Genomic DNA, 21081 nt, shown 5'->3' with positions numbered 1-21081 from the left:
GGTCCGCCCGGCCCTTCGCGGCGTCGCCGGGAGGGCGGCCGGGCGGCAAATCGCCAGGGGCCCCTCGTGTGGATCAGGCCGGATCCCGGGGAAGGACGCTAGCCCAGCGGGCAGTGGGTGAGCAGGGTGGCCGGATCGGCGCCGGGCGGCCGGGGGACGGTGTGGCCGGCGGGCGGGGGCTCCCCCGCGCCGATCCAGTGTTCCAGGGCCGTGAACGCGGAGCGGTGGCAGGGCACCATCGGGCGCAGCCGGCCGGGGAAGGCGTCGGCCAGGGAGTCGGTGTGGGTGCCGTCCTCGATGCGGTAGTAGCGCAGCAGGGCGCCGCGGCCGGCCTCGTGGACCATGCGGGCGTAGACGTCGGAGTCCTGGCTGATCGGCAGCAGCACGTCGAGGGTGCCCTGGAGGGTGATCAGGGGCTTGCCGATGCGTCCGGTCAGGGCGATGCGGCCGACCGCGCGGTGGACGGCGGCGGGCCGGGACGCGTAGTCGTAGTCGGCGTCGCAGGCGGGCGTGCCCGGAGCGCAGTACGGCGTGCCGGCCTCGGTGTCCCCGTCGTAGCCGGGGTCGACTTCCTCGCGGTAGATGCGCTGGGTGAGGTCCCAGTAGACCTGGTAGTGGTATGGCCACAGGAACTCGGAGCCGGCCGGGAAGCCGGCCCGGTGTAGTACCGCCGCGGCCTCGGCGGACCCGGGTCCGCCGGCGGCGTAGGCCGGGTAGTGGCGCAGGGCGGCGGGCAGGGAGGTGAGCGGGTTGGGGCCGGCGGAGCGCCAGAGGGTGCCCTCCCAGTCCACTCCGCCGTCGTACAGCTCCGGGTGGTGCTCCAGTTGCCAGCGCACCAGGTAGCCGCCGTTGGACAGGCCGGTGACGAGGGTGCGGGCCGGCGGGCGGCGGTAGCGCTGGGTGACGACCGCGCGGGCGGCCCGGGTGAGCTGGGTGAGGCGGGTGTTCCATTCGGCGATGGCGTCGCCGGGCCGGCGGCCGTCGCGGAAGAAGGCCGGGCCGGTGTTGCCCTTGTCGGTGGCGGCGTACGCGTAGCCGCGGTCGAGCACCCAGTCGGAGATGGCCCGGTCGTTGGCGTACTGCTCACGGATGCCCGGGGTGCCGGCGACCACGAGGCCGCCGTTCCAGTGGTCGGGCAGGCGGATGACGAACTGGGAGTCGTGCCGCCAGCCGTGGTTGGTGTTGGTGGCGGAGGTGTCCGGGAAGTAACCGTCGAGCTGGATGCCGGGGACGCCCGTGGGCGTGGGCAGGTCCCGGGGGGTCAGGCCCGCGTAGTCGGCGGGGTCGGTGTGGCCGGAGGCGACGGTCCCGGCGGTGGTCAGCTCGTCCAGGCAGTCGGCCTGCCGGCGGGCGGCGCCGGGCACGTCCAGCCGGGCGAGGCCGGCGCAGTGGGCGTCCGCGGTGGCCGGTCGATCGGGGGTCGCGGGGGCCGGGGTGGCCGCGGTGGCCAGGAGTGCGCAGACGGTGACGAGCGCGAGCGCGCCCGGTGTGGTGCACCGGGCGCGGTGGTGTTCTGTTCGGTGCGCGGTCATACGGTTCCTCCGGCGGGTCTGGGGACGCGCTGGAGGCTAGAGGCGGTGTGGTGGTCGCGGACATGTGCGGGGCCGCCATGATGACGGCCCGTTCCAGGGTGCCGGACACCATGGCGACCGGATGGCGACCGGCCGTGAGGCCCCGGGCGCCGACGCTTTCAGGGTGGTCGTCCCGGCGTCCTCCGGGAGGGCCGGGTGCGAGCTGTCACGCCCAGAGGTCCTGGCTCTCGCACACGTGGGCGCCCATGTTGCGCTCCATCATCCGCAGTGCCGCGTCGGCGAGGTCCCCGTGGATGTGTGCGACGGCGTCCCGGGGAACCGTCACGTCGTAGTGCCGGATGTGGGCGTCGAGAGCCGAGTAGAGCACACACTGTTCGGTCACCTGCCCGGTCAGCACGAGCCGTTCGACGCCGTGCTGTTGCAGCAGGTAGTGCAGCGGTGTCTCGAAGAAGATCGAGTGGCGGGCCTTGAGCACGAACAGGGAGTCGCTGTCGGGTTTCAGCGGGTCGACGAGGTCGGCGTGCGGGCTCGCCAGGGCGTGTTCGAGGACCTCACCATGGTGTGAGCGCCATTCGCCGAAGTTGTCGTTGACATAGACGACCGGCACGGAATGACGCCGCGCACGCTCCAGCAGGTCGGCCAGGACGGGTACGACCGACTCCGCCGACGGGAGGAGTTGCTCGGCGTCCTTGTGGTCGTACGTGTTGATCATGTCGATGACGATCAGCGCAGTCTTGCTCATTTCTTCAGAGTTCCACCGATCCGCGAGAGGTACCGTCCGACGTGGCGCCGGTTGGCAGCGGGGGGCGCCGCGGCCGTCACTCCCCCGGCGGGGCCGTCACTCCGGTGGCGGGGCCGGGGGCACGACCGCGACCGGGCTCGCCGCGTGCAGCAGGACCGCCTGGGTGACCGAGCCCATCATGCGGGCCGGGGCGAGCAGCCGCCGCCGGTGCCGGCCGACGACGACGAGGTCGGCGTCCCCGGAGGCGGCGACCAGCCGGCCGGCCGCGTCGCCGGGCAGCGCCTCGGCGTCGGCGCGGACCTCCGGGTGCCGCTCGCGGTGGGGGGCGAGGAAGCCCTCGGCGAGGGTCCGGATCTCGTGCGCGACCGCCTCCTGGTCGACCAGGGGCGGCACCGGCTGGCCGGGCGCGGACCAGGTCGGTACCGGCCACGGGTAGGCAGCGATCGCCTGGAGCCGGGCGGCGCGTCCGGCGGCCTCGGCGAAGGCGAAGGCGAGCACGCCGTCGTCGGGGCTTTCGGCGTGCAGTCCGACGACGACCCGGGGCCCGGGCCCGGCGGTCGTCTCCCCGTGCACCTCGCGGCCGGGCGGCGGTACGACGACCACCGGGCAGGCGGCGTCCCGGGCGACGGCGAGGCCGTTGGAGCCGAGCAGCAGACTGGCGAACCCGCCGCGGCCCCGCGATCCGAGCACCAAAAGCTGGGCTTCCCGGCCCAGTTCGGGCAGGACGGCGCCGGGGACGCCCGCCCGGGCGACGTACTCCACGGCCGGCTCCCCGGCCCCTTCCCCGGTGCCGTTCCCGAGCCGGGCGCGCACCTCGTCGAGCACCGGATCGCCCTCCGCCTCGGGCGGCGGTCCGGCGACCAGCACGTCGGCCTGGCCCCAGGCCGCGTACTGCCGCACGTGCACCACGCGCAGCGGTGCCCGGCGACGGCGGGCGGCGTCCAGCGCCCAGTCCAGGGCGCGCAGACTGTCCGCGGACCCGTCGACCGCGGCGATGACCGGTGCAGCGCTCATGCTTCCTCACCTCCGGAGCGGGGACTTCCCCGTGCTGGGGCCAGCCTCGCTCAGGTCCGGCTCCCGCCGGGCGCCGCCGGGCGCGTGTCCGGAAATCCGCCGGGAACACACCCCGGTTCAGGTGAGGGACGGCCAGGGTCCCGGGCGGGGGCGCGGCGGGCGGCTCAGGTGAGGTCGAACTCGCCTTCCCGGGCGCCGGAGACGAAAGCGCCCCACTCGGCGGGCGTGAAGATCAGGGAGGCGCTCTCCGGCCGGCGGCCGTTGCGCATCGCGATGAAGCCCTCGACGAAGGCGATCTGGACATCGCCCAGCCCTCGGCTGCTGGACTGCCACTCGGCCTTGCTGAGATCCAGCTCCGGCTTGTCCCAGCCCGCGAGCCGCTGCTGCTGGGTGGTGCTCTCGGCCACGTCCGTGCTCCTCCCGGTTCGTCGTCCGCGGGCCAGCCTAGCGACCGGTCGCTACGGCCGACAGGGCACGTGGGCGCGGTCTTTCCGGCGGTCCGGCGGGACGTGGGCGGCCGGTGCGCCCGCGTCCCGTCACGCGGGCCCCCGCCCCGGCGGCCCGCGCCCCGCCTCCCGAGGGCGCCGCATACCGGCCGCCACGGATCGCGAGGCCGGCGAGCGGCACCGGTCCGGGGCCCGCTGTCCGGCCGTTGCCGTCGGGGGCCCGTTCCCGGCGGGGGCCCGTTCCCGGCGGAGGCCCGTTCCCGGCGGAGGCCCGTTCCCGGCGGAGGGCCGTTCCCGGCGGAGGGCCGTTCCCGTCGGGGGCCCGTTCCCGTCGGGGGGCCGTTCCCGGCGAACGGCGGCGGGACCGCTCAGGCGGGGTCCAGGAAGGCGAGCGTCCGGTCGCGGAACGTTTCCGGGTCGTCCAGCCAGGGGTAGTGGGCGGCGCCGGGCTGGACGGTCCACTCGGCGTGCGGGAAGGCGCGGGCGGTGCGGCGGGCGAGTTCCGGGCACGGGCCGCCGTCGAGGGCGCCCGCGTACACGAGGACCGGCGCGGGCAGGGCGGCGAGGGCGGCCCGGGTCTCGCGCGGGGTGAAGGCGCCCTGGACGAAGTAGCGCTCGCCCGCCTCCTCGTTGGTCTGGCCGACTTCGGCCGTGGTGTGGGCCCGGGCGGTGTCGTCCCAGCGGCCGTGGAAGAACGGCAGGAACACGTCGTCGAAGTCCGCCCGTCCGGCGAGCCAGGCCCGGAAGGCCGGGAACGCGTCCGCGAACCACGGCTCGTGCGCGCGCAGCCGGGCCGCGGCCAGTCGCTCCTCGGGGGTGGCCCGCAGACCCAGCGCGGACGGGTTGGGGGTGATCAGCAGCAGCCGGCGTATCCGGTGCGGGTGGCGGGCCGCGTAGAGCATCGCCAGGGCGGCACCCGCCGAGTGGGCGAGCAGATCCATGTGTTCCAGACCCATGTGGTCCCGCCATACCTCGACATCCTCGACCATCCGGTCGCAGCGGTAGGTGTCCGGGTCCGCCGGCACCGCCGAGTCACCGGTGCCCCGCAGGTCCAGCAGGGCCAGGCGGCGGTGCGCGGTGAGTCCGCCGAGGTCCCCGAGGTAGGCGGAGGCCCGCATGGGGCCGCCGGGCAGCACGGCGAGCGGCTCGCCCGTGCCGCGCAGGTGGTAGGCCAGCCGGGTCCCGTCGGCCGCGGTGAAGGTGGGCATGCGGTGATCCTTCCGGGCGCCCCCGGCCGCTCGCAACGTGTCCGCCGAAAATCCCGCCCGCCTCTTGCCCGGAGGCGCGGCCGCCTGCGTTACTGACCCCAGCACGGACCGAATGATCGGTCGCCCGGTATGTACGGATGGTGAGGGAGGCGTCGCGATGGCGGAGGTGGCGGACCTGCTCGACGCGGGGGAACGGCTCGGGGCGGACGAGCTGCGGGCGGTGCAGTTGGAGCGGCTGCGCGCCTCGCTGCGGCACGCCTACGAGCACGTGCCGTTCTACCGGGACTCCTTCGACCGGGCCGGGGTCCGCCCCGAGGACTGCCGTACGCTCGCCGATCTGGCCCGCTTCCCCTTCACCGGCAAGGCCGACCTGCGGGCGAACTACCCGTACGGCATGTTCGCCGTGCCCCGGGAGAGGATCCGCCGGCTGCACGCCTCCAGCGGCACCACCGGACAGCCCACGGTGGTCGGGTACACGGACCGCGACCTGTCCTTGTGGGCCGACCTGGTGGCCCGGTCGATCCGGGCGGCCGGCGGCCGGCCCGGCGACATCGTCCATGTGGCGTACGGCTATGGGCTGTTCACCGGTGGTCTGGGCGCCCACTATGGCGCCGAGCGCCTGGGCTGTACGGTCGTCCCGGCGTCCGGCGGGATGACGGCCCGGCAGGTGCGGCTGATCCTGGACCTGGAGCCGTCCGTCATCATGGTGACCCCGTCCTACATGCTCACGCTGCTGGACGAGTTCGAGCGGCAGGGCGTGGATCCGCGGACCACCTCGCTGCGGGTAGGCGTCTTCGGCGCCGAGCCGTGGACCGAGGCGATGCGGCGGGAGATCGAGGAGCGGTGCGGGATCGACGCCCTCGACATCTACGGGCTGTCGGAGGTGATGGGTCCCGGTGTCGCCCAGGAGTGCGCGGAGACGAAGGACGGCCTCCATGTGTGGGAGGACCACTTCTACCCGGAGGTGGTGGACCCGGTCACGGGCGAGGTGCTGCCGGAGGGTGAGCGGGGCGAGCTGGTCTTCACCTCGCTGACCAAGGAGGCCATGCCGGTCATCCGGTACCGGACGCGGGACCTGACCCGGCTGCTGCCGGGCACGGCGCGGGCGTTCCGGCGGATGGAGAGGATCACCGGACGCAGCGACGACATGGTCATCCTGCGCGGGGTCAACCTCTTCCCGACCCAGATCGAGGAGATCGTGCTGCGCACGCCCGGGGTGGCGCCGCACTTCCAGCTGCGCCTGACCCGGCAGGGCCGCCTCGACGCGCTGACGGTCCGCGCCGAGGCCCGCCCGGACGCGCCGCCGCAGGTACGGGAGGCGGCGGCCCGGACCATCGTCGCGGCGGTCAAGGACGGCATCGGGGTGTCGGTGGACGTGGAGATCGTGGAGCCCGAGTCGCTGGAGCGTTCGGTGGGCAAGATCCGCCGCATCGTGGACCTACGGCAGCGGGCAACGGAAGGGTAGGCGCACGCGCCAGCGCGCGCGGCGCCCCACTCCCCCGCTCACCCCGCCGGGCACCGCTCAGGGCACCCGACTCGGTGGCACCGGGGCCGTGGCCGGCCGGGCGGACGGCCGGGGTCTGGTCAGATGCCGGGCGAGTGCGAGGACGGCGCCGAGGGCGACCAGCGCCGCCACGCCCGGCCAGCCGAACCGGCCGTACGCCCGGACCCCGAGCCAGGACCCGGCGCTGCCGCCGAGGAACGCGCAGGTCATATAGGCGGTGTTGACGCGGGCCCGCGCGTCGGGGCGCAGCGCGAAGTTGCGGGCCTGGTTGGCGACCTGGCCGCTCTGCACGGCCACGTCCAGGAGCAGCATGCCGCCGGCCAGGACGACCAGTCCGGCGGTGCCGCCCATCCCGCCGAGGACCAGCGCTCCCGCCGAGCCGATCACCCCGAGCAGGCACCACAGGCTCACCGCGTCCGGTCCCCGCCGGTCCGCCGCGCGTCCGGCGAGCGGTGTGCAGAACATGCTCGCCGCACCCACCAGTCCGAGCACACCCACGGTCTGGGCACCCATGCCGTACACCGGTCCGGTCACCAGCAGGGTGAGCGCGGTCCAGGCGGCGCTGAAGCCGCCGAAGACGGCCGCCTGGTAGAGGCAGGAGCGCCGTAGAGCGGGTTCCTCCCGCAGCAGCCGCAGCGGGGCGGATATCAGGCGTGGATACGGCTCGCGGGAGGAAGGTGTGGTGTCCGGCACCACCCGGGTGAGCAGCGCCGCGAGGCCGAGCAGCAGTGCGGCGGCGACGAGGTAGGGGGCGCGCCAGCCCAGCCACTGGCCGAGGGTGCCGCTGAAGGTGCGGGCGAGGAGGATGCCGCCGATGAGCCCGCTGAGCAGCGTGCCGGTGACGGCGCCGCGCCGTTCGGCGGGGACGAGTCCGGCGGCCATCGGGATGATGATCTGTGGGACGACCGTGGTGACGCCGGTGAGCGCGCTGGCGGCGATCAGGACGGGCAGGGCCGGCGCGGCACCGGCGGCGAGCAGGCCGGCCGCGGTCAGCGCGAGCAGGGTGACGATCAGCCGGCGGTGCGGCAGCCGGTCGCCGAGCGGCACCAGCAGGAAGATGCCGCCCGCGTAGCCGAACTGGGCCGCGGTCACGACGAGGGCCGCGTCGCCGGCCGGGACGCGCAGGTCCGCGGCGATCAGCGAACTGATCGCCTGCGGGAAGTAGATGGTGGCGACACTCACTCCGCAGGCGAGTGCCAGCACCAGGATCACCCGGCGGGGCGGGGCCGGCGGTTCGGGGGACGCGGACACACGGACACCTCTCCGGGAACCGGTTTGAGCGGTTCCCGAACGGTACCAGTCAAACCGGTTCCCGGTAGGCTGCGAAGGTGTCGACGACCATCCGCTTCCGCCAGGGCGCCGGACGCCTGTGCCTGGACTTCGCCCGGACCCTGCGCTACCGGGGCACGGACGGCGCCGTGGAGGAGCTGCCCGACGCCGAGGCCCTGGCGGCCTGGGTGCGGCAGTGCGGCCCCTGTCCCGCCGGGCCCGGCGACGCCACGCCCGGCCTGGTGCCGGAGGCGCAGGAGCTGCGCGAGACGGTCCACCGGCTGATCGGCGCCGCCCGCACCGGCCGGACACCGGACGCCCGGACCCGCGCCCTGGTCAACGCGGCCGCGGCCCGTCCCGTGCCCGTGCCCGCGCTCACCGCATCCGGCCGGCTGACCTGGCACACCGGCGACCCGGTGCGCGCCACGCTGGCCCTCGTCGCCCGGGACGCGCTGGACCTGGTCGCCTCGCCGGCCGTGGACCGGGTGCGCGACTGCGCCGCGGCCGCGTGCGGAGCGCTCTTCCTCGACACCTCCCGCCCGGGCACCCGGCGCTGGTGCTCCATGGACACCTGCGGCAACCGGGCCAAGAAGGCGGCGCTGCGCCACCGGACCACCGGGTGACCGCGCCACAACACTCCTGACCGCACCTGACCGCACCTGACCGCAGCACCGTATCGACGTATCCCGAATCGACGGCCGGGCCTATACTCGCCTCATGACGGACACCGCCGCAACCCCGGACCCGGACCTGGTCAACGCGCTGCGGGCGCTGTCCAACCCGATACGGCTCCAGATGCTGCGCTGGCTGCGCGAGCCCGAACGGCACTTCCCGATGGAGGCGGCCATCGCCGACCCGGCCGAGGTGGGTGTGTGCGTGAGCCACATCCAGGCGAAGGCGGGCCTGGCCCAGTCCACCGTGTCGACCTATCTCGCCGAGCTCCAGCGGGCGGGCCTGGTCCGGGCGACCCGTGTGGGCAAGTGGACCCACTACAAGCGGGACGAGGAGCGCATCGCCGCCCTCGTCGCGGAGTTGGGCCGAACGCTGTAGAACCCCCTGGCAGGTCCCTCCCGTGGACACTCCTTGCGCTTCATGTCGAGATTCTGCGATATTACGATTCTCCGATTGGCCCACCCTGCTAGGGAGCACACCGATGGACCTCGGCACGTTCGGGATCTACACCTTCGACTTCGAATTCCAGCCGGCCGCCCAGATCCGTGACTCCCTCGCGGAGCTGGAGGAGCTGGGCTGGCGGGCGCTGTGGGTCCCCGAGGCGCTCGGCCGGGACGCGTTCACCCACGCCGGCTTCCTGCTCGCCTCCTCCAGCCGGCTGACCGTGGTCAACGGCATCGCCCGCATCTGGTCCCGGGAGGCCCTCTGGGCCAAGGGCGCGTCGCTGCTGCTCGCGGACGCCTACCCGGGCCGGCACATCGTCGGCCTCGGCTTCGGCGGCGATCCCCGGCCGGGCGTGAAGCCGCTGGCCGCCATGAACGCCTACCTGGACGAGCTGGACGGCCTGGAGACGCCCAACCCGCGCCCGGCGGCCCCGGTGCGGCGGCTGCTCGCCGCGTACGGGCCGAAGATGCTGGAGCTGGCCCGGGAGCGCGCCGAGGGAGCCCACACCTACAAGGTGAACACCGCCCACACCGCCCAGGCCCGGGAGATCCTCGGCCCGGACGCCTTCCTGGCCGTCGAGCACGCCGTCCTGCCGGAGGCCGACCCGGTCCGGGCCCGCGCCCTCGCGCGCGAGCACCTGCACGGCTACCTCCAGACGCCGTACAACGTCGCCAAGTTCCGCCGGCTGGGCTACACGGACGACGACCTGTCCGGCGGCGGCAGCGACCGCTTCGTGGACGACCTGGTGTTCTGGGGCGACACCGACACCATCGCGCGCAAGCTGCGCGGCCACCTCGACGCGGGCGCCGACCATGTGGCCGTGCAGGTGGTCGGGGTCGAGCCGGGCGCGTCGACGCTGCCGCACTGGCGGACGCTGGCCGGCGCGCTGCTGTCCGACGACGACCGCGGCTGAGCACCACCGGATCGCGAACCGCGGCTGAGCACCACCGGACCGCGGACCGCGGCTGAGCACCGCCGTACGCGCACCCGGCCGGCGAACCGCGCGCGGGCTGCGATCCGCGCACCCGAACGGCGAACCGCGCGCACCCGGCCGGCGGACCGGGCGCGGTTAGCCGCCGAACCGGGTGCGCAGTTCGCGTTTGAGGATCTTCCCGCTGGCGTTGCGGGGCAGCTCGCCGACGAACAGGACCCGTTTGGGTGCCTTGAACGGGGCGATGCTGTCCTTCACGTGTGCGATGAGCTGTTCCTCCGTCACCTCGCCGCGCGGGACGACGACCGCCGTGACGGCCTCGATCCACCGCTCGTCGGGCAGGCCGATCACGGCGGCCTCGGCGACCGCCTCATGGGTGTAGAGGGCGTCCTCGACCTGGCGCGAGGCCACCAGCACGCCGCCGGTATTGATGACGTCCTTCACCCGGTCCACGATCGTGAAATAGCCCTCGGCGTCCCGCACCGCGAGGTCGCCGGAGTGGAACCAGCCGCCCCGGAAGGCCTCGGCGGTCTCCTCGGGCCTGTCCCAGTAGCCCTCGCACAACTGTGGTGAGCGGTAGACGATCTCGCCGGGCGTGCCGGCGGGCACGTCCGCGCCGCTCTCGTCCACCAGCCGGGCCTCGACGAACAGGACGGGACGCCCGCAGGAGTCCGGCCGCCCCTCGTGCTCCTCCGGGCCGAGGACCGTGGCCAGCGGGCCGATCTCGCTCTGCCCGAAGCAGTTGTAGAAGGCGAGTCCGGGCAGGCGCTCGCGCAGCCGCCGCAGCACCGGGACCGGCATCACCGACGCGCCGTAGTAGGCCTTGCGCAGCCCGGACAGGTCCCGGGTGGGGAAGTCGGGGCGGCCCGCCAGGGCGATCCAGACCGTCGGCGGCGCGAACAGGCTGTCCACGCGGCCCGCTCCGATCAGGTCGAACAGCAGGTCGCCGTCGGGCGCGTCGAGGATCAGGTTGGTGGCGCCGACCGCCAGGCCGGGCAGCAGGAAGACGTGCAGTTGCGCGGAGTGGTAGAGCGGCAGGGAGTGCGCGGGGCGGTCGCCCGCGCTCAGATCGAGCGCCGTGATCGCGCTCAGGTACGCGTGCACCAGCGCCCGGTGCGTCATCATGGCGCCCTTGGGCAGAGCGGTCGTACCAGAGGTGTAGAGCAGTTGCGCCAGGTCCTCGCCGCGGGGCTCGGGGCCGTCGTACGGCGTGGCCCGCGGCAGCCGGGCGAGCAGGCTGTCGCCGGTGTCGCGCAGCGGCAGTGTCCGTGCGCCGCCCGGGAGCCGTACGGCGAGGTCCGGGTCGGCGAGGACCAGGGAGCTGCCCGACTGGCCGAGCAGATAGGCCAGGTCGGCACCGACGAGGCCGTGGTTGACCGGCACGTGGACCAGGCCCGCGCGGGCGCAGGCGAGGAAGGCGATCAGACAGGCGTCGGAGTTGCGGCCGTAGACGGCGACCCGGTCGCCGGGCGTGAGGCCCTCGGCGAGCAGCAGGGTGGCCGCCCGGGAGACGGCATCGTCCAGTTCCGCGTACGTCCAGGCGCGTTCGCGGTACTCCACCGCGACGCGCGCCGGGGTGCGGCGGGCGCTGCGCCGCAGCACCCCGTCGACCGTGCTGCCGTGTCCCTGGGTCATGAGTGCCGATCCTCGGTCCGCCGGCCGGACCGGTCAAGCACCCCGGCGTCTCCCGCCGGCCGGACGGCGGGCCGGAACCCGTGACCGATGCCCCCGGCCGCGCGTGACGGCCCGCCACCCGGACGCGCGGCACCCGCCGGGCGTGCCCGAAGACCACGGCCTTGTCCGGAAGCGTCCCCCGCCCGCGCCCCGTTGACACGCTCCCCGTCCGACAGGAAAGTTTCACCGGCAGGGCAAGTCCCGAAAGATACTTTCAGGCGGGAGGCCGCACCATGACGGACGACCTGGCAGGCGGACGAGGGGGCGGGCCGAGCCGGCGCCGGCTCGTCGCGGGCTCCCTGGCCGCGGGCGGCGCGTTCGCGCTCGGCGCCCTCCCCGCGCATCCAGCCGCCGCGGCCGCCTCGGACCGCCGCCCCACCCTGCGCCACGGCTCGCCCGAGCGCGCCGGACTGCTCCCGGCCGAGCTGCGGCAACTCGTCGCGGACGCCGAGGCGTTCCTCGGCCCGTCCCCGCGGCACCCCTGGTACGCGGGCGCCGTCCTGCTCGCCGGGCGCGGCGGCACCGTGGCCCTGCACGAACCGATCGGCACGGCGGTGCGCTACGCGGCGTACGACGAGAAGACCGACAGCGGTGTGGAGTTCCCGCCCGACCGGCAGCTCCCGACGACCCGTGACACGGTGTTCGACCTGGCCTCCGTCTCGAAGCTGTTCACCTCGCTCCTGGCCGTGCAGCAGATCGAGCGGGGCGCCCTGGACCTCGGCGGGACCGTCGCCTCGTACCTCCCGGACTTCGGACGCGCCGGCAAGGGCGAGGTGACCATCCGTCAGCTCCTCACCCACACCTCGGGCCTGCGCTCCTGGCTGCCGCTGTACGAGGAGCCGTCGTACGAGGGGAAGCTGGAACGGATCTGGGACGAGCCGCCGCTGCACCCGCCCGGCACCGTCTACCTCTACTCGGACCTGAACCTGATCACCCTGCAACTCGTCCTGGAGCGGATCACCGGACGCGCGCTGGACGTGCTGCTGCGCGACGAGATCACCGGCCCGCTCGGCCTGGACAGCACCCGCTACAACCCGCCCGCCTCCTGGAAGCGGCGGATCGCGGCCACCGAGGACGCGCGCCCGCCCTGGTCCGGGCTGGACCGCGGCCTGGTGTGGGGCGAGGTGCACGACGAGAACGCCTACGGCCTGGGCGGCGTCGCGGGCCACGCGGGCGTGTTCTCTTGCGCCTGGGACCTCGCGGTCCTCGGCCGGACGCTGCTCAACGGCGGCTCCTACGGCCGGACGCGCATCCTGCGGCCCGAGTCGGTGGACCTGATGTTCACCGACTTCAACACGGCTTTCCCCGGCGACGAGCACGGCCTCGGCTTCGAGCTGTACCAGCACTGGTACATGGGCGCGATGGCCACCCCGCGCACGGCCGGCCACACGGGTTTCACCGGCACCTCGCTCGTGCTCGACCCCACGACCGACTCCTTCCTGATCGTGCTCGGCAACTCCGTGCACCCGGTGCGGACCTGGCGTTCCGGCTCCGCGCCCCGGGTCGCCGCAGCGAACCGGCTCGCCCGCGCGGTGCCGGTGCGCCCGGCCCGGGGCCGTACCGCCTGGTTCTCCGGGATGGCGGGCGGCACGGCCGCGACGCTCACGCTCCCGGCGCTGGACACCGCCCCGGGTCCGGCCCGGCTGCGCTGCGCCCTGTGGTGGGACACCGAGCCGGGGGCCGACCCGGTGTCCCTGGAGTGCTCGACGGACGGCGGCACCACCTGGCGGCCGGTCCCCTTCACCACCAGCCGGCACGGCGCGGACCCCGAGGAGCACCCGGCGGGCACGGTCACCGGCTGGTCGGGCCGTGTCTGGCACCGGGTGACCGCGCCGCTGCCGGCCGACCGCCTGCTGGTGCTGCGCTGGCGCTACACCACCGACGCGCTGTACGTCGGCCGGGGCGCGTACGTGGACGCGCTGCGCGTCGAGTCGGCCGGCACGGTGCTCTTCGACGGCGCCCGCCCGGCGGACACGGCGCGGATCACGTCCGCGGGCTGGCAGCTCTCGGCCGACTGAGCACGGCGGGCGGCCGGCATCCGGTCCGGTTCCGGGCGGGCCGGTGGTCAGCCGCCCGAGCAGACGGTGCCGTTGAGACGGAAGACCGTCGGATCGGGGTTGGGTCCGTCGTTGGCGCCGACGAATCCGAAGGAGGCGGTCGAGCCGCCGTCCGGGGCCAGCGGGCCGGCGCCGTCGGGGGCGGTCACCCGCACGTGGGTGCCGCTCTGGTGGAACGTGGCGTTCCAGCCGGAGGACACCGACTGACCGGCGGTCGGCCAGTCCCAGTCGACGGTCCAGCCGGTGATCGGCGTGTCCGCGAGGTTGCGGACGGTGATCGTGGCCACGAAGCCGTTGCCCCAGCCGGTGTCGCGGTGGTAGGTCACCGCGCAGGCGGCGTTGGGCGGAGTGCCGGTGGTGAAGGTCAGCGGAACGGACGGGGCGGAGAGCCGGCCCGAGGCGTCGGCCGCGAGCACGTTGACCGTGTGGGTGCTGCCCGGGGGCAGGTTCCGCAGGGTGACGGACGTGCCGGTGGTCTCTCCGGTCAGGCGGGTGTGCGTGCCGTCGCGCTCCTGGACCAGATAGCGGGCGGCGCCCGTCGCGCCGTCCCAGGACAGGCGTGCGGTGGTGTCGGTCACGGCCTCCAGCCGGGGTGTGCCCGGGGTCGCGGCGGCCGAGGCGCCGGGTCCGGTGCCGGCCTGCGGGGTGAGGGTGACGGTGAGCAGCCCGTAGGGCTCCACGGTGACCCGGGAGGAGGACGCCGTCCCGCCGGTGACCTCGGTGATGTCGCTGTCACCGCGGGCGTAGCGGCTGACCCGGGGTGCGGCGGCGGACGGGGTGAAGCCCGCGTAGCCGAGGTCCACGGTCCGGGCGGCGTCCGGGTTCTTGTTGACGAGCAGGACGCTCAGGCGCCCGTCGCGGCGGAGTACGGCGTGTGCCGAGACGTCCTGCGCGGAGGACTCGGCGGCGACCATGGTGTCGCCCGCGGTGCCCAGTTCGCTGGTCATCTTCATGCCGTAGTAGGGGTGGAACGGTGTGTTCGGCGCGGGTTCGCAGACGTCACCGGTGCAGGCGCCGCTGGAGAGCATGCCCATGTCGCCGTAGTCGGTCTCGCCGTCGACGGTCGTGATCTGGCCCGCGCCGTTGTGGGTGTCCCACCAGTCCACGGTGAACACGCCGTTCTCCAGTGCCGTCATGAACGCGTCGGCGGCGAACAGGCCGTTGGGGCGGGCGGTGAGCCGGGCGCCGCCGGTGTTGGTGTTGATCTCGGTGAGGGCGATGCCGATGCGCGGTGAGTCGGGGCCCGCGTACCGGTCGAGCTGGCTGCGCACCTCGCGCAGTTCACCGGGCAGCCGGGCCAGCCGGGCCGTGGCGTCCTCGGCGGTGGTGTCGGATCCGCCCGCGTACCAATGGACGCTCACGAAGTCGACGACGTCGGTCACCTGGGAGAGCACGGTGTGGTTCCAGTCGCCTGCGTCGCCCTCGCCGACCACGCCGTCCGGCCACTCGCCCGGAGCGGTGAGGACCGCGCCGATCTTGACGGTGGGGTCGACGGCCTTCATCGCCTTGGCGTAGGCGCGGACCTGACGGGCGTACTCCTGCGGGCTCTTGTCCGCGTGCTCGTCGTGCTCCCAGCCGCTGCCGTAATGGCCGTTGCCGTAGATCTCGTTGCCGATCTCCCAGTACTTCGCGCCGTAGTTCTTGGTGATGTTCGCGTACCTGACCCAGCCGGCCGCCTCCTCGGGCGTGCCCGAGCCGTAGTTGGCGATCAGGATCGGCTGTGCCCCGGTGGCGCGGACGGTGCCCATGAAGGAGTCGAAGCCGGTGCCCGGGGCGACGTATCCCCCGGGCGCCGTGTGGGTCTCCCAGTGGTAGATGTCGGCGTAGGAACCGCCGGGGTAGCGCATCGTGCCGACGTCGGCCGCCTTCATCAGGCGGGCGACCTCGGGATCGTTCATGTGCGCGTCCCAGATGGCGGTGTTGACGCCGCGGGCGGTACCGGACAGCCGGCCCAGTGCCGCCTGGGCGTTGACCTGGACGGCGACGTCCGCGGCGGCCGCCGCCCGCTGGGGTGCGGCGGGGGCGGCGCCGGCCAGCGGGGGCAGCAGGGCGAGCGCGGCGGCCAGCACGGTCGCGCCCCGTACGAGGGGCCGGAGCCCCCGGGCACCGGCCGGCCGGCCGGTTCTGGGCAGTGGTGGCATGCGAGTCCTCCCTCGTGGGCCCGGCGGCGCGGCGGGTGCCGGACGGTACCGCCGGACGGGCGGTGTGACGGCGCGGCGGCGGGACGTTCCGCGCCGGACACGGAAAGGCGGAGCGTGGGACGCGTGCGGTGGTGCGCGTGAAGCGTGCGACGACGGTGCGTGTGCGGGCCGGGCGGCCGGAACCCGCCTGTGGGAGCGCTCCCATGATGAGAGGGGGGTGACGTCCTGTCAACGCCCGGGAACGGTGCGGATCGAGAGGGAGCGGCCAAGCGGGTTCAGTCCCGCTCCAGGACCGCCATCGCCGCGTTGTGGCCCGGTACCCCGCTCACCCCGCCGCCGCGTGCCGCGCCCGCGCCGCACAGCAGGACGTTGGGGTGGGCGGTCTCCACGCCCCAGCGGCCGGTGTCCGGCTGGGCGTAGGGCCAGGACAGGGGGCGGTGGAAGATGTTGCCGCCGGGGAGGCGCAGGTCCCGTTCGAGGTCCAGCGGGGTCCTCGCCTCGATGCAGGGGCGGCCGTCGGCGTCGGTGGCCAGGCAGTCGGCGAGGGGTTCGGCGAGGTGGGTGTCGAGTTCGGCGAGGGTGGCGGCCAGCAGTTCCTCGCGGGCGGCGTCGTTGTCCCGGTCGAAGAGGCGGGCCGGGGTGTGCAGGCCGAACAGGGTGAGCGTCTGGTAGCCGCGCCGGGCGAGGTCGGGGCCGAGGATGGTGGGGTCGGTCAGGGAGTGGCAGTAGATCTCCGACGGCGGGGACCCCGGGAGCCGGCCGGCGGCGGCCTGGGCGTGGGCGGTGGCCAGTTGCCGGTAGCCCTCGGCGACGTGGAAGGTGCCGGCGAAGGCCTCGCGGGGGTCGGTGCCCGGGTCGCGCAGCCGGGGCAGCCGGGTGAGCAGCATGTTGACCTTGAGCTGGGCGCCTTCGGCGGGCTCGGGCGGCGCGGCGCCGGTGAGGGCGGCCAGTTCGTGCGGGGAGGCGTTGACCAGGACGTGCCGGGCGGCGGCGGTGCCCTCGCCGTCGGCCGTGCGGTAGGTGATCTCGGCGTGGCGCCCGTCGGTGTCGATCCGGGTCACCTCGTGCCCGGTGGCCAGGCGCGCCCCCGCCGAACGGGCCGCCGCCGCGAGCGCGTCGGTGAGCGCGCCCATGCCGCCGACGGGCACGTCCCAGGCGCCGGTGCCACCGCCGATGACGTGGTAGAGGAAGCAGCGGTTCTGGGCGAGGTCCGGGTCGTGGGCGTCGGCGAACGTGCCGATGAGCGCGTCGGTGAGGACGACGCCCCGGACCAGGTCGTCGGCGAACGTCTTCTCCACGACGACGCCGAGCGGCTCCTCGAACAGGGCCCGCCAGGCGGTCTCGTCACCGACGCGGCGGCGCAGCGCGTCACGGGTGGGCAGCGGTTCGGTGAGCGTGGGGAAGACGCGCTGGGCGACGTGGCGCGTCATGCCGTAGAACCGCTGCCAGGCCGCGTACTCGCCGTCGCCGCCGGTCAGCCGGGCGAACGCCTCCCGGGTGCGCTGCGCGCCGCCGCCGACGAGCAGGCCCGTGGGCCGTCCGGCGCGCTCGGCGGGGGTGTACGAGGAGATGGTGCGGGCGCGGACCCGGAAGTCCAGCCCGAGATCGCGCACGATCTTCGGCGGGAGCAGGCTGACCAGGTAGGAGTACCGGGACAGCCGGGCGTCGATCCCGGCGAACGGGCGGGTGGAGACGGCCGCGCCGCCGGTGTGGTCCAGCCGCTCCAGCACCAGCACGGAGCGGCCGGCCCGGGCCAGGTAGGCGGCGGCGACCAGGCCGTTGTGGCCGCCGCCGACGATCACGGCGTCGTAGGCGCGGCCTGTCTCGTTCGCGGGCATGGTTCTTCGTAGCACGCGGCCGTTCACGACGGCCAGGGGCGGGGTTCCGGCCGGGTCACCGCCTCGGTCCGCCCGGTGCCGGACGCGCGTCCGGGCCGAGGCGGGCCATCGCGCGCAGGATGTGCTTCGGCGGGAGCTGCCAGCGCACCCGGGCGGGTATCGCGCGCAGTACGGCGCCCGTGGCGCGCAGGGCGCGGGTGACGGCGGCGGGCGGCGGGGCCGGCCGGCCGTACAGCTCGTGGGCGTACGGCGGCAGGGAGGCGTAGGCCAGCCGGGCCACGTGCCGCCACAGCAGTTCGCGCGCCGGGACGAGGAGCGGGTGGACGGGCGGGCGGCGCAGGAAGGCGTCCACCTCACGGGCCTCGGGGCCGGCGGCGAGGTCCGGGCGTACCTTCTCGAAGTAGGCGGCCAGTTCGGCGCGGTTCGCCGGCACGGCCCGCGGGTCGAGCCCCACGAGCCGGGCGCTCGTCCGGTGCTCGGCCAGATACCGGTCGGCCTGGGCGTCGGTCAGCGGCACGCCCGAGCGGCGCAGGACGTGCAGATAGGAGCCGATCTCCGCGCAGTGCACCCAGAGCAGCAGCGCGGGCTCGTCGAGGCGGTAGCGCTCCCCGGTGTCCGGGTCGGCCGCCGTCAGCGCGGCGTGGATCCGGCGCACCCGGGCACCGGCCTGCTCGGCCGCCCGCGTGGTGCCGTACGTCGTCGTCCCGACGAAGTCCGCGGTCCGCATCAGCCGCCCCCACGCGTCCCGCCGGAAGTCGGAGTTCTGCAGCACGCCGCGGACGGCACGGGGATGCAGGGCCTGAAGGTAGAGCGCGCGCACGCCGGCGACCCACATCATGGGGTCGCCGTGCAGTTGCCAGGTCACCGAGTCGGGGGTGAACAGCCCGGGGTCCGCCATGTGCGCAGTATGGCCACGGGGCGCGGCGGACTACCAGGGGCCCGTAGCACCTACTGGAGCACTTCGAGGAAGCCCGCGCAGGCGTCGGCACAGGCGCGGCAGGTGGCCGCGGCCGACTCGGCGCCCGGGAGCCGGTCGAAGGCGAGGGCGCACTCCAGGCAGACCGAGCGGCACCAGTCCACCCGGACCCGGATGCCCTCCTCGTCCTGCTGGTTCTCCTCGCACAGCACCCGGCAGGTGGCGTCGCACGCCTCGGCGCACATGATGCCCAGCCGGCGCACGCGCTCCTGGCCCTCGGTGCCGTCCGGGTCGACCAGGCTCGCCCGCACGGCGCAGGCCCGGGCGCACTCCGTACACGCCTGGGCACAGGTGAAGCGGTCCTCTAGGAACCGGTACAGCTGCTGGGAAGTCGGCGATGTCACAGGGGGCGGGTAGCCGGGGCGGGCGACCGCAAACCCTCCACCCCTCATCCCTGATGTCCGCTTTGTTCGGTTCATACCTCTCTATAGGGGTATTCGTCTTTCATGAACATAGCTTCGATGCAACTCGCCGCGGCGAGCGGTCTGATGAGCCTGGTCCTGTTCGTCGTGGCCGTGGCCCTGCTCGCGCTGCTCGGGGGCGGCTTCTGGATGACCTCCCGCGTCAGGTCCAGGGAGCTGCCGCGCCCCCGCCCCGACGAACAGCCCACGATGCCGCCGGGCGGGCCGGTGCACGAGGTGCGCGAGAACAGGGAGTCCGCGGAGGTGCCCCGGATCGCCAAGGGCGAACGTCCGCTCACCCCGTACGAACTGTCCAACATGGACACCCGGCCGAGTGACTCGAAGGACCGCCCGCGCTGGAGCAAGGGCTCCAGCGGCTCGTTCGGCGGCGGCGGTCTGGGCGCCCACTGAGCCGCCTCGGCCCGGACCAGGTCGCTAAGAGGCGTCGCGGGGGACGTCCAGGCGGGCGACGCGGGTCATGTTGTCCCGGTCCTCCGGGTCCTGGCTGGGCTCGGCCGCGAACCAGGCGTCGAGGATCTCCCGCAGCAGCGGTTCCGAGGTCAGCCTGAGGCTGAGCGCCAGGACGTTGGCGTCGTTCCAGCGGCGCGCGCCGTCCGCCGTGGCGGCGTCCGCGCACAGCGCCGCCCGGACGCCCGGCACCTTGTTGGCCGCGATGGACGCGCCGGTGCCGGTCCAGCAGCACACCACCGCCTGGTCGGCCGCGCCGTCGGCCACCTCCCGGGCGGCGGCCTCGGAACAGACCGCCCAGCGCGCGTCGGCCCCGGGCCGCAGCGCGCCGTGCTCCCGGACGTCGTGACCACGGCGGCGCAGCTCCGCGACGAGCAGGCGGGCGACGGGTTCGTCCATGTCGGAGGAGACGGAGATCCGCATACTCCGGAGCGTAGCGCCCGCGCACGGCGGCCGGACCTGCCGGGCGGCGGGGCGGCGCGGGGCGGCGGAGGTGTTCAGCCGGTGGGCGTCAGCGTCCCGTGGAGGTGTTCGAGGGCGTCCAGCAGCACCGAGCGGTGGTACCAGCTCAGCCAGGCCGAGGTGTCCGCGGCCAGCAGGGCGAACGCCTCGGTCTGCGCGGCGGTGGGCCGGTGGCCGGCGTCGGGCCAGTGCAGGCCGATCACGCCCGCGCACGAACCGGCCGAGGAGAGCACCGGGACGCTGTGCAGGGCGCGGGCGCCGCCGGCCAGCAGCACGTACCGGCACTCGTCGGAGAGCAGCGCGTCCGTGGCGACGTCGGGGACGCTCACCTGGCGGCCCCGGGTGCGGGCCGCCGCGTCGGCGGTGCCCTCGCCCCGGCCCCGCGCGAGGTGGTCGAGAAGCGTCTCCGCGCAGCCGTGGCGGGTCTCCGGCACCAGGGCGTTCACCGCCGGGTCCACCAGTTGCACGTAGCCGCCGGGCGCCCGGCCGATGGCCAGCGCCTCGTGCAGCACGGTGTCGATCATCCGGCGGCGGCAGCGCGGGTCCCGGCCGCCGCGGGCGAGGACGCGCAGCTGCGGCACGGGCAGGGGCCTGCGGCCCGGAAACCACACCTCGCCGCTCGGGGCCCGGGCCACGACCACGGCCGAGACCAGGACGCGCAGGGGCACGTTGAACCGCTGTGACGCCTCGCGCAGCGCCCGGAATGCGCTGCCGGAGTCCGGCAGCCCGTAGCGGACCATGAGCACGCCCTGCGCCATGCCGATCAGCGGGGCGCTGCGCACCCGGGCACGCAGCGCGCGGACCTCCTTGTGCAGGTCCTCGTACGAGGGGCGGACCGGGTCGGCGAGCTGGGACCGCCAGGCGGGCAGTTCCTCCACCCGGGAGGCGGCGCGGGCCAGCGCGCGCAGCGCCTCGTCCAGGGTGGCGTACAGCTGGACGCCGGTCAGCCGGGCCAGGTGCACCGCCTCGCGCACCCCGGGCCGGGCGCGGACGATGACCAGGTCCGGGCGTCCGGTGCGCGCCCGGGTCGTCTCGCTGAGCGTGCGCAGCACTGCGGCGCCGCCGAGCTGCACATGGGCCATGTCGAGGACGGGGCGCAGTCCGGCGCGGTCGGCCCGGGCCAGGTGGCCGCGGAGTTCCTCCGCCCAGACCTCGGCGCCGTGGGCGTCCAGGCTGCCGGTCATGCGCAGCAGCAGGGCGCCCTCGGCGGGCAGTCCCTCGACTACGGAGGACTCGATGACGAGCCGGGCCGGTGCGGCCGGCCGGCCGGCGGAAGGTTTCATCGCATCACCCAGACAGGAC

At 74.7% G+C, this 21081-nt stretch carries 19 protein-coding genes; 6 read left to right on the top strand and 13 right to left on the bottom strand.

Features of this window, described 5'->3' with window-relative positions:
• Nucleotides 1-98: 98 nt before the first annotated feature.
• From ACZ4SV_RS10550 to ACZ4SV_RS10530, 5 genes are all read right to left on the bottom strand, one after another.
• A complete protein-coding gene (locus ACZ4SV_RS10550) occupies nt 99-1532 on the bottom strand; it encodes a 3-hydroxybutyrate oligomer hydrolase family protein (protein WP_468003166.1) in 1434 nt (477 codons plus the stop codon).
• Nucleotides 1533-1737: 205 nt separating this feature from the next.
• Complete coding sequence (locus ACZ4SV_RS10545; protein WP_468003164.1) at nt 1738-2274, bottom strand: cysteine hydrolase family protein; 537 nt, start codon at nt 2272-2274, stop codon at nt 1738-1740.
• A gap of 96 nt (nt 2275-2370) precedes the next feature.
• The gene (locus tag ACZ4SV_RS10540) at nt 2371-3288 is read right to left on the bottom strand and encodes a universal stress protein (protein WP_468003162.1); all 918 of its coding nucleotides are present in this window, start codon (nt 3286-3288) and stop codon (nt 2371-2373) included.
• A gap of 164 nt (nt 3289-3452) precedes the next feature.
• Entirely contained in the window at nt 3453-3695 is a 243-nt protein-coding gene (locus tag ACZ4SV_RS10535) for a DUF397 domain-containing protein (protein WP_365941673.1), read from the bottom strand.
• Between the two features lie 407 nt (nt 3696-4102).
• Nucleotides 4103-4942: an alpha/beta fold hydrolase gene (locus ACZ4SV_RS10530; RefSeq protein WP_468003159.1), complete on the bottom strand. Its 840-nt coding sequence runs from the start codon at nt 4940-4942 to the stop codon at nt 4103-4105.
• A gap of 157 nt (nt 4943-5099) precedes the next feature.
• Here ACZ4SV_RS10530 and paaK point away from each other — a divergent pair, with 157 nt between their 5' ends.
• Nucleotides 5100-6407 carry a phenylacetate--CoA ligase PaaK gene (gene paaK / locus ACZ4SV_RS10525; RefSeq protein ID WP_365880202.1) on the top strand — a complete coding sequence of 436 codons (1308 nt, stop codon included), beginning with the start codon at nt 5100-5102 and terminating at the stop codon, nt 6405-6407.
• A 57-nt stretch (nt 6408-6464) separates the two neighbouring features.
• Here paaK and ACZ4SV_RS10520 read toward each other — a convergent pair whose 3' ends face one another.
• A complete protein-coding gene (locus tag ACZ4SV_RS10520; protein WP_468003157.1) occupies nt 6465-7697 on the bottom strand; it encodes an MFS transporter in 1233 nt (410 codons plus the stop codon).
• Between the two features lie 77 nt (nt 7698-7774).
• Between ACZ4SV_RS10520 and ACZ4SV_RS10515 the strand changes: the two genes are divergently transcribed.
• From ACZ4SV_RS10515 to ACZ4SV_RS10505, 3 genes are all read left to right on the top strand, one after another.
• Nucleotides 7775-8338: a CGNR zinc finger domain-containing protein gene (locus ACZ4SV_RS10515; RefSeq protein WP_468003155.1), complete on the top strand. Its 564-nt coding sequence runs from the start codon at nt 7775-7777 to the stop codon at nt 8336-8338.
• Nucleotides 8339-8432: 94 nt separating this feature from the next.
• Entirely contained in the window at nt 8433-8765 is a 333-nt protein-coding gene (locus ACZ4SV_RS10510) for an ArsR/SmtB family transcription factor (RefSeq protein ID WP_397947483.1), read from the top strand.
• Nucleotides 8766-8868: 103 nt separating this feature from the next.
• Nucleotides 8869-9744: a TIGR03620 family F420-dependent LLM class oxidoreductase gene (locus ACZ4SV_RS10505; protein WP_365880194.1), complete on the top strand. Its 876-nt coding sequence runs from the start codon at nt 8869-8871 to the stop codon at nt 9742-9744.
• A gap of 156 nt (nt 9745-9900) precedes the next feature.
• On the opposite strand, the gene ACZ4SV_RS10500 is transcribed toward ACZ4SV_RS10505, so the two are convergent.
• Nucleotides 9901-11397: an acyl-CoA synthetase gene (locus tag ACZ4SV_RS10500; protein WP_468003152.1), complete on the bottom strand. Its 1497-nt coding sequence runs from the start codon at nt 11395-11397 to the stop codon at nt 9901-9903.
• A 272-nt stretch (nt 11398-11669) separates the two neighbouring features.
• Between ACZ4SV_RS10500 and ACZ4SV_RS10495 the strand changes: the two genes are divergently transcribed.
• On the top strand, nt 11670-13454 hold the full coding sequence (locus ACZ4SV_RS10495; protein ID WP_468003150.1) for a serine hydrolase domain-containing protein: 1785 nt from the start codon (nt 11670-11672) through the stop codon (nt 13452-13454).
• A 47-nt stretch (nt 13455-13501) separates the two neighbouring features.
• Here ACZ4SV_RS10495 and ACZ4SV_RS10490 read toward each other — a convergent pair whose 3' ends face one another.
• The 4 genes from ACZ4SV_RS10490 to ACZ4SV_RS10475 form a co-directional block, all read right to left on the bottom strand.
• Nucleotides 13502-15634 carry a cellulose binding domain-containing protein gene (locus ACZ4SV_RS10490; protein ID WP_468003148.1) on the bottom strand — a complete coding sequence of 711 codons (2133 nt, stop codon included), beginning with the start codon at nt 15632-15634 and terminating at the stop codon, nt 13502-13504.
• 275 nt (nt 15635-15909) lie between these two features.
• Nucleotides 15910-17472: a phytoene desaturase family protein gene (locus ACZ4SV_RS10485; protein ID WP_468003146.1), complete on the bottom strand. Its 1563-nt coding sequence runs from the start codon at nt 17470-17472 to the stop codon at nt 15910-15912.
• A 55-nt stretch (nt 17473-17527) separates the two neighbouring features.
• Nucleotides 17528-18370: an oxygenase MpaB family protein gene (locus ACZ4SV_RS10480; protein WP_468003144.1), complete on the bottom strand. Its 843-nt coding sequence runs from the start codon at nt 18368-18370 to the stop codon at nt 17528-17530.
• 50 nt (nt 18371-18420) lie between these two features.
• The gene (locus ACZ4SV_RS10475) at nt 18421-18792 is read right to left on the bottom strand and encodes a four-helix bundle copper-binding protein (protein WP_365877613.1); all 372 of its coding nucleotides are present in this window, start codon (nt 18790-18792) and stop codon (nt 18421-18423) included.
• Between the two features lie 102 nt (nt 18793-18894).
• Here ACZ4SV_RS10475 and ACZ4SV_RS10470 point away from each other — a divergent pair, with 102 nt between their 5' ends.
• Nucleotides 18895-19260, top strand: coding sequence for a DUF6479 family protein (locus ACZ4SV_RS10470; RefSeq protein ID WP_365877611.1), 366 nt, complete (start codon nt 18895-18897; stop codon nt 19258-19260).
• A 24-nt stretch (nt 19261-19284) separates the two neighbouring features.
• On the opposite strand, the gene ACZ4SV_RS10465 is transcribed toward ACZ4SV_RS10470, so the two are convergent.
• A complete protein-coding gene (locus ACZ4SV_RS10465; protein WP_468003141.1) occupies nt 19285-19740 on the bottom strand; it encodes an RpiB/LacA/LacB family sugar-phosphate isomerase in 456 nt (151 codons plus the stop codon).
• A 74-nt stretch (nt 19741-19814) separates the two neighbouring features.
• A complete protein-coding gene (locus ACZ4SV_RS10460) occupies nt 19815-21062 on the bottom strand; it encodes an ANTAR domain-containing protein (RefSeq protein ID WP_468003139.1) in 1248 nt (415 codons plus the stop codon).
• Nucleotides 21063-21081: the final 19 nt, after the last annotated feature.

This window comes from Streptomyces sp. NPDC027672, from assembly GCF_055566335.1.
The sequence above is the reverse complement of the archived record's forward strand: the minus strand, read 5'-3'. Positions and strand labels throughout refer to the sequence as shown.

Excerpts from the sequence above, each read along its gene's own strand:
- ACZ4SV_RS10540 (WP_468003162.1), bottom strand. The coding sequence starts at position 3,288 with ATGAGCGCTGCACCGGTCATCGCCGCGGTCGACGGGTCCGCGGACAGT.
- paaK (WP_365880202.1), top strand. The coding sequence starts at position 5,100 with ATGGCGGAGGTGGCGGACCTGCTCGACGCGGGGGAACGGCTCGGGGCG.
- ACZ4SV_RS10510 (WP_397947483.1), top strand. The coding sequence starts at position 8,433 with ATGACGGACACCGCCGCAACCCCGGACCCGGACCTGGTCAACGCGCTG.
- ACZ4SV_RS10470 (WP_365877611.1), top strand. The coding sequence starts at position 18,895 with ATGAACATAGCTTCGATGCAACTCGCCGCGGCGAGCGGTCTGATGAGC.
- ACZ4SV_RS10545 (WP_468003164.1), bottom strand. The coding sequence starts at position 2,274 with ATGAGCAAGACTGCGCTGATCGTCATCGACATGATCAACACGTACGAC.
- ACZ4SV_RS10465 (WP_468003141.1), bottom strand. The coding sequence starts at position 19,740 with ATGCGGATCTCCGTCTCCTCCGACATGGACGAACCCGTCGCCCGCCTG.
- ACZ4SV_RS10530 (WP_468003159.1), bottom strand. The coding sequence starts at position 4,942 with ATGCCCACCTTCACCGCGGCCGACGGGACCCGGCTGGCCTACCACCTG.
- ACZ4SV_RS10485 (WP_468003146.1), bottom strand. The coding sequence starts at position 17,472 with ATGCCCGCGAACGAGACAGGCCGCGCCTACGACGCCGTGATCGTCGGC.
- ACZ4SV_RS10495 (WP_468003150.1), top strand. The coding sequence starts at position 11,670 with ATGACGGACGACCTGGCAGGCGGACGAGGGGGCGGGCCGAGCCGGCGC.
- ACZ4SV_RS10490 (WP_468003148.1), bottom strand. The coding sequence starts at position 15,634 with ATGCCACCACTGCCCAGAACCGGCCGGCCGGCCGGTGCCCGGGGGCTC.
- ACZ4SV_RS10460 (WP_468003139.1), bottom strand. The coding sequence starts at position 21,062 with ATGAAACCTTCCGCCGGCCGGCCGGCCGCACCGGCCCGGCTCGTCATC.
- ACZ4SV_RS10505 (WP_365880194.1), top strand. The coding sequence starts at position 8,869 with ATGGACCTCGGCACGTTCGGGATCTACACCTTCGACTTCGAATTCCAG.
- ACZ4SV_RS10480 (WP_468003144.1), bottom strand. The coding sequence starts at position 18,370 with ATGGCGGACCCCGGGCTGTTCACCCCCGACTCGGTGACCTGGCAACTG.
- ACZ4SV_RS10500 (WP_468003152.1), bottom strand. The coding sequence starts at position 11,397 with ATGACCCAGGGACACGGCAGCACGGTCGACGGGGTGCTGCGGCGCAGC.
- ACZ4SV_RS10550 (WP_468003166.1), bottom strand. The coding sequence starts at position 1,532 with ATGACCGCGCACCGAACAGAACACCACCGCGCCCGGTGCACCACACCG.